15 protein-coding genes are annotated in these 14,012 nt (G+C 59.5%); 6 read left to right on the forward strand and 9 right to left on the reverse strand.

All coding sequences use genetic code 11. The annotated features are described in order from the left end of the window. The first annotated feature begins 174 nt into the window (after positions 1–174). Positions 175–1,089 carry a LysR family transcriptional regulator gene (locus tag DCO47_RS20920; protein ID WP_064363592.1) on the forward strand — a complete coding sequence of 305 codons (915 nt, stop codon included), beginning with the start codon at positions 175–177 and terminating at the stop codon, positions 1,087–1,089. Here the strand turns inward: DCO47_RS20920 and DCO47_RS20925 are convergent. The 4 genes from DCO47_RS20925 to DCO47_RS20940 form a co-directional block, all read right to left on the reverse strand. Further along, positions 1,079–1,849 (reverse strand): substrate-binding domain-containing protein, encoded by a 771-nt coding sequence (locus tag DCO47_RS20925; RefSeq protein ID WP_116658834.1) that lies wholly within the window; start codon positions 1,847–1,849, stop codon positions 1,079–1,081. The genes DCO47_RS20920 and DCO47_RS20925 overlap by 11 nt on opposite strands. Positions 1,850–1,862: 13 nt before the next feature. Beyond that, positions 1,863–3,155 (reverse strand): MFS transporter, encoded by a 1,293-nt coding sequence (locus DCO47_RS20930; protein ID WP_016775219.1) that lies wholly within the window; start codon positions 3,153–3,155, stop codon positions 1,863–1,865. Between the two features lie 829 nt (positions 3,156–3,984). Continuing rightward, positions 3,985–5,946 carry a M48 family metallopeptidase gene (locus tag DCO47_RS20935; protein ID WP_064363590.1) on the reverse strand — a complete coding sequence of 654 codons (1,962 nt, stop codon included), beginning with the start codon at positions 5,944–5,946 and terminating at the stop codon, positions 3,985–3,987. A gap of 21 nt (positions 5,947–5,967) precedes the next feature. Next, the gene (locus tag DCO47_RS20940; protein ID WP_173867292.1) at positions 5,968–6,564 is read right to left on the reverse strand and encodes a LemA family protein; all 597 of its coding nucleotides are present in this window, start codon (positions 6,562–6,564) and stop codon (positions 5,968–5,970) included. A gap of 200 nt (positions 6,565–6,764) precedes the next feature. Between DCO47_RS20940 and DCO47_RS20945 the strand changes: the two genes are divergently transcribed. Both DCO47_RS20945 and DCO47_RS20950 read left to right on the forward strand, forming a co-directional pair. After that, positions 6,765–7,073, forward strand: a complete 309-nt coding sequence (locus DCO47_RS20945) for an RcnB family protein (protein ID WP_042609276.1) — start codon at positions 6,765–6,767, stop codon at positions 7,071–7,073. 88 nt (positions 7,074–7,161) lie between these two features. Beyond that, entirely contained in the window at positions 7,162–7,674 is a 513-nt protein-coding gene (locus DCO47_RS20950) for a hypothetical protein (RefSeq protein WP_064363589.1), read from the forward strand. Position 7,675: 1 nt separating this feature from the next. On the opposite strand, the gene DCO47_RS20955 is transcribed toward DCO47_RS20950, so the two are convergent. Together DCO47_RS20955 and DCO47_RS20960 are read right to left on the reverse strand one after the other, a co-directional pair. Next, positions 7,676–7,987 (reverse strand): protealysin inhibitor emfourin, encoded by a 312-nt coding sequence (locus DCO47_RS20955; protein WP_116658835.1) that lies wholly within the window; start codon positions 7,985–7,987, stop codon positions 7,676–7,678. 14 nt (positions 7,988–8,001) lie between these two features. Further along, positions 8,002–9,048: a M4 family metallopeptidase gene (locus DCO47_RS20960; RefSeq protein WP_064363587.1), complete on the reverse strand. Its 1,047-nt coding sequence runs from the start codon at positions 9,046–9,048 to the stop codon at positions 8,002–8,004. A gap of 134 nt (positions 9,049–9,182) precedes the next feature. Here DCO47_RS20960 and DCO47_RS20965 point away from each other — a divergent pair, with 134 nt between their 5' ends. Further along, entirely contained in the window at positions 9,183–9,521 is a 339-nt protein-coding gene (locus DCO47_RS20965; RefSeq protein WP_116658836.1) for an FKBP-type peptidyl-prolyl cis-trans isomerase, read from the forward strand. A gap of 59 nt (positions 9,522–9,580) precedes the next feature. On the opposite strand, the gene DCO47_RS20970 is transcribed toward DCO47_RS20965, so the two are convergent. From DCO47_RS20970 to ftrA, 3 genes are all read right to left on the reverse strand, one after another. Further along, complete coding sequence (locus DCO47_RS20970) at positions 9,581–9,916, reverse strand: hypothetical protein (protein WP_083352480.1); 336 nt, start codon at positions 9,914–9,916, stop codon at positions 9,581–9,583. Continuing rightward, entirely contained in the window at positions 9,913–11,151 is a 1,239-nt protein-coding gene (locus DCO47_RS20975; RefSeq protein ID WP_116658837.1) for an S-type pyocin domain-containing protein, read from the reverse strand. Before DCO47_RS20975 ends, DCO47_RS20970 begins: the two co-directional genes overlap by 4 nt. A 129-nt stretch (positions 11,152–11,280) precedes the next feature. After that, on the reverse strand, positions 11,281–12,255 hold the full coding sequence (gene ftrA, locus DCO47_RS20980; RefSeq protein ID WP_116658838.1) for a transcriptional regulator FtrA: 975 nt from the start codon (positions 12,253–12,255) through the stop codon (positions 11,281–11,283). 101 nt (positions 12,256–12,356) lie between these two features. Between ftrA and DCO47_RS20985 the strand changes: the two genes are divergently transcribed. Together DCO47_RS20985 and DCO47_RS20990 are read left to right on the forward strand one after the other, a co-directional pair. Further along, entirely contained in the window at positions 12,357–12,785 is a 429-nt protein-coding gene (locus DCO47_RS20985) for a rhodanese-like domain-containing protein (protein WP_042609283.1), read from the forward strand. Positions 12,786–13,134: 349 nt separating this feature from the next. Further along, entirely contained in the window at positions 13,135–13,914 is a 780-nt protein-coding gene (locus DCO47_RS20990; RefSeq protein ID WP_042609284.1) for an ABC transporter substrate-binding protein, read from the forward strand. Positions 13,915–14,012 lie beyond the last annotated feature (98 nt).

The following is a 14,012-nucleotide window of genomic DNA, read 5'->3' on the forward strand; positions in this document are numbered from 1 at the left end:
CCCTTGTAGGAGTGAGCCTGCTCGCGATCGCGGTGGAACAGTCGACATCATCCGTGACTGACAAACCGCTATCGCGAGCAGGCTCACTCCTACACTGGATTTCCGGTGTCGCTGTAATAATTTGCATCAACTGGTTACATTTATAACCCCTGCGCATCAATTTCCGGAAACGCCATGGCCATCAACTTCGACCTCAACGACCTGCAAGCCTTTCGCGCGGTGGTCGAGCAGGGCAGTTTTCGCAAGGCTGCCGACACCGTGCGCCTGTCGCAACCGGCGCTGAGTCGGCGCATCGAAAAGCTCGAAGACGCCCTCGGCGTGAAACTGTTCGAGCGCACCACGCGCAAGGTCAGCCTGACCCAGGCCGGACGCGGTTTCATGCCCAGCGTCGAGCGGTTGCTGGATGATCTCGACATCGCCTTGCTCGGCATCAGCGAAGTCGCCTCGACCCGTTTGGGGCATGTCACCGTCGCCTGTGTGCCATCGGCGGCGTACTACTTCATGCCGCGCGTGGTCGCGCGCTATCACCAGCAATTTCCGCGAATCAAAGTCAAAGTCCTCGATTCCAGCGCGCATGATGTGTTGAGTGCGGTGGTCAATGGCGAGGCGGATTTCGGTTTGAGTTTTCTCGGCACGCAGGATGCCAAAGTCGAGTTCGAACCGCTTGTGCAGGAGTGCTATGTCGTCGCCTGTCGCCGCGATCATCCGCTGGCCGGGCGCAGCAGCGTCAGCTGGGACGAATTCTATCAGCAGGACTACATCGCGCTGGACAAGACTTCGGGCAATCGCTTCCTGCTTGATCAGGCCTTGGGCGGGGTGGTGCCGCAGCGTCAGAGCATTTGCGAGACGCGGCACGTGACGACGATGATCGGCCTGGTGGAGGCGGGTTTGGGCGTGGCGGCGGTGCCGTTGATGGCGATGCCCGGGCCGGACCATCCGATCCTGACGCGGGTGCCGCTGACCGAGCCGCAAGTGATGCGCAGTGTCGGCATCATCAAGCGCCGGGATCGTACGTTGACCCCGGCGGCATTGGAACTGGAGCGGCTGGTCGTCGAGATGCGCGTCCAGCCGCCAACGATCAGCGCTTGACCGAATCCAGTCCGGTGGCCTGCACGTCAGCCTGAGCGGCCGGTGCTGCGAGGTAGGCGAGCAAGGCTTTGGCCTCTTCTGGATGCTCGGCCGTGACCGGAATACCCGCGGCAAAACGCGTCACCGACTGCACCGATTCCGGAATCTTCGCGACGAAGCTCACGCCCGGTACCGGCAGCAATTCGCTGACCTGCTGGAAGCCCAATTGATAGTCGCCCGTGGCAACCACCGAACCGACCGGGATCTTGGCGATCATCTTGGCTTTCGGTTTCAGCTGATCTTCGATACCGAGTTTCTTGAACAACTGCTGCTCGATATACACGCCGCTGGCGCTGTCGGAGTACGCCACCGATTGCGCGTCGAGCAGGGTTTTCTTCAGGCCATTCACGCTGCTGATGTCCGGTTTCGCTGCACCTTCACGCACCACCATACCGATCCGCGAATCCGCCAGTTCAACGCGGGACGCCGGGTCGACCTTGCCTTGTTTGATCAGCTCATCAAGGGCGTAACCGACCATGATCACCACGTCGGCGTGCTCACCGCGCGCCAGACGATTGGGAATCGCTTCCGGTGCCTTGCCCATCGACGGGCCGAGGCTGGTGGTCAGGGTGTTGCCAGTCGCAGCGGCGAATTTCGGCCCGAGGATCTTGTAGGCGGCAGTGAAACCACCGGAGGTCATCACGCTGAGTTCTTCGGCCTGGGCCGCGACGTTGAAGGCGAGACCGGCGAGCAGGGCGGTGACAGTAAAGAGTTTTTTCATGGCGAGTTTTTCCTCAGGCCGCGACAGGTTGCAGACGACCACCGGCACGGCGGTACAGATAAAGCGTGGCGCACAGTGCGCACAGGGCACCGATGCTCATCCAGTAACCTGGCGCGGCTTTGTCGCCGGTGTACTGGATCAGGAAGGTCGACATCGCCGGGGTGAACCCACCGAAGATCGCTGTGGCCAGGCTGTAGGCCAGCGAGAAACCGGCGACGCGCACTTCCACCGGCATGATTTCGGTCAGCGCCGGAATCATCGCGCCGTTGTACAGACCGTAGATGAACGACAGCCACAACAACGACAGCAGCATGTTGGTGAAGCTCGGCGCCTGCACCAGGAACGACAGCGCCGGATAAGTCGTGGCCAGGGCCAGCAGGGCCATGCCGATCAGCACCGGGCGACGGCCGATGCGGTCCGACAACGCACCGCCAATCGGCAGCCAGAAGAAGTTCGACACACCCACCAGCAACGTCACCAGCAGCGCGTCGGAAGTGCTCAGGTGCAGCACGGTTTTACCGAAGGTCGGCGCGTACACGGTGATCAGGTAGAACGCGGTGGTGGTCAGCGCGACCATCAACATCCCGCCCAGCACCACGCCCCAGTTCTGACCCAGGGTGCGGAATACTTCGCGCATGCTCGGACGATGTTTGCGCGCGGCGAACTCTTCGGTTTCCGCCAGATTGCGGCGCAGGAAGAAAATGAACGGAACGATCATGCAACCGACGAAAAACGGAATGCGCCAGCCCCAGGCAGCCACTGCTTGTGGCTCCATCCACTGGTTCAGACCGTAGCCCAGCGCAGCCGCCACGATGATCGCCACTTGTTGACTGGCCGACTGCCAAGCGGTGAAAAAGCCCTTGCGGCCCGGCGTGGCGATCTCGGACAGATACACCGAAACACCCCCCAGTTCTGCACCGGCGGAGAAGCCTTGCAGCAGCCGGCCGATCAGCACCAGCGCCGGTGCGAACAAGCCTATGGTTTCGTATCCGGGCACCAGCACGATCAATATCGTGCCGCTGGCCATGATCGACAGGGTGACGATCAGACCTTTGCGCCGACCGACATCATCGATGTACGCACCGAGCACGATAGCGCCCAGCGGACGCATCAGGAAGCCTGCGCCAAACACCGCGAAAGTCATCATCAGGGAGGCGAACTCGCTGCTCGCCGGGAAGAACACCGCCGCGATCTGCGTGGCGTAGAAGCCGAACAGAAAGAAATCGAACTGTTCGAGGAAGTTGCCCGAGGTCACCCGGAAGATGGCCCCGGCCCGCGAGCCGTTGGTAGGGATTGAGGCTGTCATAGAAAAGTACTCCACCGCTTTTATGACGTGCGCTACGGAGAAGCGGCGCACGGTTTTTATTGAGGTGGATGGTGGCGCAGATGTAACAATCTGTTAATTGCATTGTTGGCATGGATTGATGCGTGTTGCGGATCAATCCGTGACGTGGAGCGCTGTCAATGTGGGAGCGAGCGTGCTCGCGAAGGCGTTTGGTCAGGCGGTGATTTGTTCAGGTCGACCGGGTACATATCCGTTGCTGCGGGTGTTGCTGATTACGGTTCCGCCCTTACGGCGGGTCACCTTTTTCAAACGCCGGAGTGCCGGCCCAGCAAAAAGGTAACCCAAAAAGCTTGCTCCTGCGTTCGGCCCTCGCAGGCTCGGGTCACTTCGCTGCGGGATTGATCCGGGCGCAGCGGCTCCGGTTTGCTTCGCTGCACCTTCTTGCGCTGTGTCTGGCTGCGCCAGACGGTCGCTGCGCTCCCACCCCCGGATCAATCCCTCCACTCAGCCTTCCGACGTCGCCCGTGGATCAAGATCAAAAGCACTCGAGCTAACGCTCATTGTTGAGTGGGGCGGCTTCGCCGCGAGCAGCTGCGCTGCCTTGCTTTTCTGTGGGAGCGAGCCTGCTCGCGAAGACGGCCTGACAGCCGACCTGATCTTGAGGTTGTGCCCAATCCAACTGTAGGAGCTGCCGAAGGCTGCGATCTTTTGATCTTGCTTTTGCTTTTGCTCCTGCTCTTTGTAGGAGTGAGCCTGCTCGCGATAGCGATATGTCAGGCGAAACCGATGTTGGCCGGTCGAATGCCATCGCGAGCAGGCTCACTCCTATAGGGGCGGGTTACCACTCTGCCTACGCCGTAGCCGACACTGCACTTGGTTCGCGAGCTACCTCAGTCGCGCCGTTCCCAACCTGCACAGGCATGCTCAGAAACGGCGGAAGCGGGCAATCGAGCAAGTCGGCTACGGCCCGGAACAACTCCGCTTCGGCCACGGTGATCACGCCGTCGTGCATCACGCAGCGGGTCATCGCATCGAGCAGGGCGGGGCGCTCCTCCGGCATGAGATGGCGCAGACGGCTGAGCGCGGTTTCCAGCCCGATTAGTTCTTCCAGATCGGCGCGAATCTCTGGTGGTCGCTCGAATGCGAGCCCTTGCCACGCAGATTCCAGCGCCTGCGCCACCGTCGCTTGATCATTTTGACCGGCGCGGGCCAGCGCGCTGAGCAGTGCCAAGAGTTCTTCGGCGCACTGGAACAGACCGAATTTGAACTGCACCGGCGCCGCGCCCAGCACATTGCGTTCGACGATGCGCAACAGCGTCCACTCAAGCAGTTCGGTCTGGTTGTCGGCTTCAATCAGCGCGATCAGGTTGGCATCGACCCTGGGGAAACTTTTGCCGAGCTGTTGCAGGCTTGGTGTCGCCAGATCGAGCAGTGGCAAACGCAGGCCCGGCTGTAGTGACAACAGTGGATTTTGCAGCTGTTCCAAATGCTCGAACACCGCGTCGTCGACGGATCCCCTCAGTATGTCGAACTGCATGCCCAGCACGGGCGCCGAGCGTGACAGCAACAACCCGTAAACGATGGCTTGAGCGCCATCGACGCTGCGCGCAGCGTCTCTGAGTACCTGCGGAATATCGTCGAGCAAACGGCGCGCCTCAAGCAAATGTTCTGCCTGCGGCGCGCCGATCGCTGCAACTGAGGCTTGCGCCGCACTGAAGTCGTAAAGCACCGCCATGGCGGCAGCCGGGACACCGCCAAATGCATCCGCCATCGGCAGGTCGGGTTTGGCCGGCAGCTCTACGCTCGGCGCGGCGATCTTGACGAAGCTGCCATCCCATTGCGCATCGACCCGGCGGATCCGCTCGCTCAAATCCGGATGCGAGGCCATCAGGTCGAACGAAGAAGTGCCCGAGCCGAAATACAGATGGCTGAACTCGGCAGCACGCGCGGCATTGAGCGTGGCGCCCAATTCATAACCACCGATTTTTTTCAGTGCACCGGCAATGCTTTGCGGGTTGCGCGTGTATTGCACAGCCGTCGCGTCAGCGAGGAACTCGCGCTGGCGCCCGATCGCTGCCTTGATCAGGTTGCCGAAATACGACCCGGCAAATCCTGCAACGCACAGGACAAAACCCACCAGCGCGGTGAGCGCGACAAACTTGCTGCGACGCGCGGCTTCTTTGCCCACCGTTTCGGTGCCACGCAGGATGTAGCTTCCGGTCAGGCCGAGCACGAGGATGCCGTGAACGATAGCGATCAACCGGGTATTCAGGCGCATGTCACCGTTGTAGATGTGGCTGAACTCATGGGCGATGACACCTTGCAACTCTTCGCGAGTCAGCAGATTGATCGCGCCCTGAGTCACGCCGATCACCGCGTTTTGCGGCGTCATGCCTGCGGCGAAGGCGTTGATGCCCAGCTCCGGCAGCAAATACACCGGCGGAACGGCCGTGCCTGAGGCGATGGCCATTTCTTCCACCACGTTGAGCAGGCGCTGCTCTTCAAGAGTCTGCGCGTTATGGTTGATCAGCCGGCCATTGAGGCTACGCGCAATGACTTTGCCGCCGGCGGACAACTCCGAATGCTTCGCCGTACTGCCCAGCAGCACGACGCTGATAACTACCGCGGATACGGTTCCGACCAGCTCCCAGCTCATTTCTAGATCGAAGAGGACATTGCCGTCGCCGTCTTCCACCGGAATGATCATCATCAAGCAGGACGCGGCGATCAGGCTCAGAACGGCCAATCCCATCAGAACGATGAGCAGCAGAGTGCGGCGCTTGGCCTGGCGCTGTTGTTGGAAAAAATTCATGGTGCCATCCGTTGGCTGGGGTCAGAACGAAACCTGTGGCGCTTGCTGAATCGCCGCGCTGTCGGCGAATGTCAGCAGCGACGCGTCGGCAGCATGGCCGAACAGCGGGGCGAACACGGCAGCCGGAAAGCTCTGTTTGAGGGTGTTGTAGCTCATCACCGCATCGTTGTAAGCCTGGCGAGCAAAGCTGACTTTGTTCTCGGTGCTGCTCAGCTCTTCGCTCAATTGCTGCATGTTTTGCGAAGCCTTGAGATCCGGATAGGCTTCGACCGTCACGTTCAACCGGCCCATCGCACTACTCAGTGCGCTGTCCGCCTGCCCGAGCTGGACGATGTTCTGGGCATTGCCCGGCTGCGCCTGAGCTGCCTGCAGGCCTGCAACCGCGTGGTTGCGCGCTGCGATCACTGCTTCCAACGTCTCGCGCTCATGAGCCATATAGCCCTTGGCGGTTGCCACCAGATTGGGGATCAGGTCGTAGCGACGTTTGAGCTGCACCTCGAGTTGCGCAAACGCATTGTTGATTTGATTGCGGCGGGCAACGAGGCGGTTGAAGAGCTGGATGGCGTAGAGGGCGAGGAGGCCGGCAATGACCAAAAGGATGATGAGAGTGCTGTTCACGGTGATGTCCTTATTCACACGGCAGAAAGGGGCGCGGCATGTTAGCGCAAATCCGACGGGTCTGTGGCAGCGGGCCACCTTTCGCTGCGGGCCAGATCGGCAGCGTCAATTTCTCAGCCTGCCTGAGCACAAAAACAAGGAATGTTTCCCGCGCCGCGCAGTCGGAGTTCAGGTACTACTCATCTGAAAGAGGTTCACCGATGAACAGCAAAACCCTAATCGCCAGTCTGGCCCTCGTTGCCGGTATTGCCGGGATCACGCCCATTGTTCAAGCGGCGCAAACCTCCAGCGAACCCGCCGTGCAATCGCCGACCAGCGACCGCCAACTGAAGGTCAACGACCGCGCGCCGGAAATGTACCAGCGCGAGGACAAGGCTTTGAAGAACTGGAAAGCCAAAGGTCTGAAAGCACCGATCGAACAGGCGCAGTGGGTGCAGATCAATGACAAGTACGTGATGGTGATGATCACCAACGGCACGATTGTCGAGATGCAGCCGGTCGAGCGATAGGCCCGGTTTTACAATTGGCCATGGATGGCTGATTGTATTCGAACGGCGTTCCGGTAAAACAGCGGGCGTTTGAATGAGGAACAAGGGATTGGACAAGAAACTTCTTTACCGCAAAGTGAATACTCGTACGTGGGGTGTTCGTCGCAACGAATCAGTTGCGCATTACCGCGATCAGCGCAACAGCAAAGCCGCAAGCCGTCACGAAGCCATGCGAAGTTCGATGCATCCGGGCAAACAATACGGAAGAGACTACACCCCGCTTTTTCGCTTCCTGTTGTCTCGCGTTGGCGGCCCTTGGGATTCCATTTTCGGTGAGGCTGTCGCGCGACTTGATCAATCCGCCCCAGTGTTCTGGATGGTTGCCATCCATGAAGAAGATCGCCAGGACATCGTGCGACTAGGTGAATCCAGCTATTTCAGCGGGCTGTATGTCGATGAGCAAAATCGACTGCAAATGGTCAATCCGAAACTGACGGCGCAGGACATGACGCCGCATTGCGAGTGCTGTACGCACACATTCAACGGTGTGGTCTTTGGACAAACCGCAGGATTGGGCCCCCGCACATCGTCAGTTGTCGACGCAGAAGACCCGCCAGCATGAATCAGAGCAGTTCTCCCTTGTCCCACAGACTCACCAGCTCCCCGGGCGCCTGGTTCTCCGGCACTTTCAGCACCATTTCCCCGGACTGATAGCGTACTTCAATCTGAAAGAAGCGTTGATCCCCACGCCCGGATTCGCTGTTGTCCAATGGCAGACAGCCCTCCAGCACCGAGCAGATTCTCGAACGCTGATTGATGTCGCATTGCGCGAATTCGATTTCCCGTGGGCGGCTCAGGCTGTGAATCGCTGCAACGCCACCCTGGCGAGATACGCGCAAAACGGAATCTTTATCCAGCTCGGGTAGCGTTTTCATACGGTCTCCTCGGATTATTCGATACCGACCTGTGCCCAGGCTTGCTGAACTGCGTCGGCTGCTTCGGCGCCGAAGCGCTGGCCGGCATGGTCGATGGTCAATTTTGCGAACGCGTCGAACGTTGCCTCCTGGCTCAAGCGGTCATCGCACAGGGTGTCATACCAGATCTTCCCGGCCTTTTCCCAGGCAAAGCCGCCGAACGCCTGGGCCGCCAGATAAAACGCACGGTTGGGAATGCCGGAATTGATGTGCACGCCGCCATTGTCTTCGCTGGTGATGACGAACTTGCGCATGTGATCCGGTTGCGGATCCTTGCCCAGCAGCGGGTCGTCATATGCCGTGCCGGGGTGTGACATCGAGCGCAGGCCCTTGCCCTGGATCTTCGGCATCAGCAGGTCGGCGCCGATCAACCAGTCGGCCTGCTCGGCGGTTTGCCCGAGGGTGTATTGCTTGGTCAGCACACCGAATACGTCCGAGAGCGACTCGTTCAGCGCGCCGGACTGATTGGCGTAAATCAGACCGGCCTCGCTTTCGGTGACGCCGTGGGCCAGTTCATGGCCGATGACGTCGAGCGAGCGGGTGAAGCGCTGGAAGATTTCGCCGTCGCCGTCCCCGAAGACCATCTGCGCGCCGTTCCAGAATGCGTTCTCGTAACCTTGCCCGTAGTGCACGCTGCCAATCAGGGCGAATCCCTGATTGTCGATCGAATCGCGACCGAGCACTTTCCAGAAGAAATCATAGCTGGCACCCAGCGCATCGTAAGCCTCATCGACCGCCGGATCCCCCGACGCCGGCTGGCCCTCGAGGCGCACCGGCATGCCCGGCAAGAGCATTTTGTTCTGCGCATCATGCACGCTGCGCCGGGCCAGGCCGGGTTTGGTCGCCTCCGGCAGAATCGCCCGCGCCGGCGGCTGCGAAGGGCGGCCGGGGTTGGGCAGCAGGCTGCGTACATGGTTGAGTGTTTGCATCGCAGCGTTGCGTTGCGGCTCGGAGCCGTGCGCAATGATGCGGTTGAGGATGTAGGGCGGAATGAAACTGCGCAGCAATCGAGAGTCGGTCATCAAAGCATCCTTGTCGTCATACGATGTCGATACACATGTGAGCGGCAACGCGGGTTTTCGGTTCCATGGATTGCCATCGGCGACGGATTCTGCGAAAAAACCCGCCTGCGAAAAATCTCAACAGAGCCAACGACATGACAGACGAACTGCAAATCATCGACCTGCAACCGGGCGACGGCAAAGCCGCGGTGAAAGGCGCACTGATCACCACCCGATACACCGGCTGGCTGGAAGACGGTACTGAGTTCGACTCGTCCTGGAGCCGAGGCAAACCGTTTCAGTGCGTGATCGGCACTGGCCGCGTGATCAAAGGCTGGGATCAGGGCCTGATGGGCATGCAGGTCGGCGGCAAACGCAAATTGCGGGTGCCGGCGCATCTGGGGTACGGCGAGCGGACCATGGGCAAGATTCCGCCGAATTCGAATCTGGTGTTTGAAATTGAGTTGCTGGAGGTTTTGACGCGGGAGGATTGAGGTCTGAACGTGCGTCTGGATGAAGCAACCCTCATCCAAACGCTTTCAACTTCGGATGCTCAGGTGAACATCTCTATATCGTCAATCGTGTCCTCAATGACGCCCTGCAGCGAGGGCATCCGGCGCTTTAGGTTTTCAAGCTCCGGCAAAATGGTTTCGGTATCCAGTCTTCCATGCCGACGAGCGATATGGCCCAGGGCGGTGATGGCAGAGGCAGCGATCGCTTCGGTTTCGCTGGAGAGATGCTGGAAGCAGATTTGCTGAGCCCAGTTGCCATCGGGTTCATTCAAACCAATGGAAATCAGTGCGCGAATGACATTTTCCTGAGCGCCGCTGGCCAGTAATCGTATGGATTCATCATGATCTATTGACGGGTCTTGGTAGGTGAGGCTCACTTTCTTGCTCCCAGAATATTGCCCTTGCTGTCTACTTTCTTGGCTTTGATCAATGCGTTTTTCATGTCTTGATGAAGCTTATTCCATGGCCTTACGTGTCCGTGGTAGACCTCACCACCAGTGCGATCAAAAACGACCAACTCATTGGCTTGGGGATCGACTCCAATCCTGCGCGCAGATGTAGGCTTTACCTGAACCGAACTCTCCAAAGCCTTCTGCCCATTCGAGGGACCTTTGCTCTTGACCGGCGTGTCTTTTTTTCCATGGTAGTTGGCAGCGTCGAACTCAAGTGCCAAGACAATGTAAAGAGGCTTTATTCCCGAGCCAGCCGGAAAGACCAGAATAAAGTCTTGGTATTCAGGCGGGTAAACTGGATTGACAATGATTTTGTCCGCCTGCTCGGTCGGCGGATATACCCAGATGTGGGGAACCTGCGGCGCACTTTCCAGCGGCGGAATTGCCGATCCGCGTGACGAGTCTACCGAGGGAGTCCAGAGTAGGGTCGACCCATTGCCAAAATCTGCGACGTGCGAGGCGCCTTGCTTGACGAACTGGACGACAGGAATCATTTCCCAATCGCTGCGCGTTTGAGTGTTGTATCCGTATCCTTTCAACGTGCCGTCGGGCTGCTGTTCTACGTGCAATCGAACCCGAGTCCGAGCCGTCTCAAGCGACTGTAGCTGCTCCTCTGTGTAGAGAGCGCTATCGGCGAGACTCGATGGCCACAGCAGCGCAACCAATCCGAGCAACCCGCCTGCGACGACACCGCCGGTGGCCAGGCTTATGCTACTTGCGGCGGCAGTGCTGGTGCTCAGACTGCCGGAGCTGCCGAGAGCAAAAGCTCCGATCGACGCTTGCAAACTGCTCGCGCCAATTGCCTTGAGTGCGATATTCCCGGCGGCGTCACGTTCACGCCCCGCTAGCAAGGACAGCGTTCCATAATCCGAAATTTTCCCAACCGGTATGAATCCGGATGGATTGGCATCATTGATGACGCCGTTCGGCAGCTTGCAACTCTTCGCAAACACACAGCCGCTTAAATTGTGCTGTTGTCGTATGGCCTGATTGCCAAGTCGATCTTCGTGAACCTGTTGCCGCGCCAGCATGTCTTCATAAGCGCCATGCGCGGCCTCGCGCTCAGCAAGTTCGCTGGCAGTCATGTAGCGGGTGGTGATGTGGTGTCCATCTCCCTCTGGCGGGTTTTGGACCCGGGGGATGTCTTTCTTGCGAGCCATGAGCGTCCTTGTCCGTTGTTAAAAAACGAAGCGGACGCTAAAGCAACGACGGAGTGATGGATGTAGGACGCGTCTGAAATTTTTGCAGTTGTCAGGACTGTAAAAAGATCAAATCCATTGCCAGACAGGTCAACATATCGCTTTACCCTCCCGCCCAAACCGCTCCCGATAAACCGACGGCGGCACGCCCACCACGCTGCGAAACGCCACGCGAAAACTCTCCACCGATCGATAGCCGCAGCGCTGGGCGATCTGCTCGGTGTGTTGGTGTGTGCTTTCCAGCAACTCCCGCGCTCGCGCCAGGCGTTCATGTTGCAGCCAGGCTTTCGGCGATTGGCCGCTGGCTTCGGTGAAGCGCCGCAGAAACGTGCGCTCGCTCATTGCTGCTTCGCTGGCCAGATCGCGGACTTCCAGCGGTTCGTGCAGGCGTTCGCGGGCCCATTGCATGACTCGCGACAGGTCGCTGCGGGGTGTCGGGCTGACCGGGGTGGGGATGAATTGGGCCTGGCCGCCGGTGCGTTGCGGCGACATGACCAGGCGCCGCGCGACGGCGTTGGCGACCTGTGTGCCGAAGTCGCGCGCCACCAGATGCAGGCAGGCGTCAATGCCCGCCGCGCTGCCGGCGGAGGTGATCAGTTGGCCTGCATCGACATACAGCACGTCCGGATCGACCTCGATGGCCGGAAAACGTTGGGCCAGTTCGCTGGTGTAGCGCCAGTGGGTGGTGGCGCGGTGGCCGTCGAGCAAGCCGCTGGCCGCAAGGACGAACACCCCGGAGCAGATCGACAGCAACCGCGCGCCTCGGCCATGGGCCTGACGAAATGCGTCGATCAGCGCTGGCGGTACCGGGGCGTTGCGGTCGCGCCAGCCGGGGATGACGATGGTGCGCGCTTCGGCGAGGAGTTCGAGGCCGCCATCGGCCAGCACCTGAATGCCGCCCATGGCGCGCATCGGGCCTTGATCGACCGCGGCGATCGCATGCTCATACCAAGGGAACTCGAACTCCGGCCGGGCCAGGCCGAAAATCTCCACGGCAATGCCGAACTCGAACGTGCAGAGGCCATCGTAGGCCAGAATGGCAACCAGATTGGGCTGAGTGAGCATTTGGCGGAAAACTCCCGGTCGGTGTCTTGCGCGCCACTGTAGCGGTAAGCGCCGTCTCGATAAAGTCTGTTCATCCCCCACAGACAAAGGAGCAACACAACATGACCAGCCTGGTTCGCGACATCCCCGCCGCACCTTCGGCGATTGCCCTGATGCATTTCAGCAATCGTCTGACCTTCGAAACCGATTGTTCCGACGTATTCAGCAGTCACGAGGCCGGCGAGGTCGATTTTGTTCTGGTGGATGTGCGCGGCCCATTGGCGTTCGAGCGCGGGCATGTGCCTGGCGCGATCAATATCCCGACACGCTTGCTCACGGCGGAACGCTTGGCCGATTACCCGAAAAACACGTTGTTCGTGGTCTATTGCGCCGGACCGCATTGCAACGGCGCGAACAAGGCGGCGGTGAAACTGGCCGCACTGGATTACCCGGTGAAGGAGATGATCGGCGGCGTTACCGGATGGCTGGATGAAGGCTTCAAACTGAGCGCGGCGTCAGTCGCCAACACACCTGTCGCCTGCGAATGCTGATCCCTGTGCAGGAACTGCCGGAGGCTGCGATCTTTTGACGATTGTTCCCACGCTCTGCGTGGGGACGATCAAGATCAAAAGATCGCAGCCTTCGGCAGCTCCTACGGGGAGGATCAGCGTTTCTTGCTCTGAAAACAGTCTTGTCCTACAGCCTTCGCACCACCACGGCGCACGCCTTGACCCCCGTCAATGCGTGCGCCGATGTTCTGTAAGTATTTGTCGCTTAAAAACAATTGCCCCCGTGCGCGTCGCCATAGACTGCCGGCCACTTCGGTTTTTGCTGTTAGAACGCCATGACCGAACGCTGAATCGAAAGCTGCCAATAAAAGCCTCCGCACGGGAGTAATAAATGAAAAAGCTAGTGATGTTCGGTGCCCTGGCACTGTCGATGTTGTCCCTGACCGCTGTGGCCGATGATGCCAAGCCGATCCGCATCGGCATCGAAGCCGGTTACCCGCCATTCTCGATGAAAACCCCTGACGGCAAACTCACCGGTTTCGACGTGGACATCGGCGACGCGCTGTGTGCGCAGATGAAGGTTAAATGCACGTGGGTCGAGCAAGAGTTCGATGGTCTGATCCCGGCTCTGAAAGTGAAAAAGATCGATGCGATTCTGTCGTCGATGACCATCACCGACGATCGCAAGAAAAACGTCGATTTCACCATCAAGTACTACCACACCCCGGCGCGCTTCGTGATGAAGGAAGGCTCCGGCGTCAAAGACCCTCTGACCGAACTCAAGGGCAAGAAAGTCGGCGTGCTGCGCGCCAGCACCCACGACCGCTACGCCACAGAAGTGCTGGTTCCGGCCGGGATCGAACTGGTGCGCTACGGCTCGCAGCAGGAAGCCAACCTCGACATGGTGTCCGGGCGTATCGACGCGATGCTGGCCGACTCGGTCAACCTCAGCGACGGTTTTCTGAAAACCGACGCCGGCAAAGGCTTCGAATTCGTCGGCCCGACCTACGAAGACGCCAAGTACTTCGGCGGCGGTGCCGGCATTGCCGTGCGCAAGGGCGATACCGCACTGGCTGAGCAGTTCAACAAGGCCATCACCGAAATCCGCGCCAATGGCGAGTACAAGAAAGTCCAGGACAAGTACTTCGACTTTGACGTGTACGGCCATTAATAAGCCGTAAGAAAAAAGTGGCCACCGTTTGTGCGGTGGCCACTTTTTTTGCACCCATGATTTATCCTGCGTTCATATTTGCCATGTAGGAGCTGCCG

Origin of the sequence: Pseudomonas sp. NDM (genome assembly GCF_003105095.1) — a bacterium.
Lineage (GTDB): Bacteria > Pseudomonadota > Gammaproteobacteria > Pseudomonadales > Pseudomonadaceae > Aquipseudomonas > Aquipseudomonas moraviensis_A.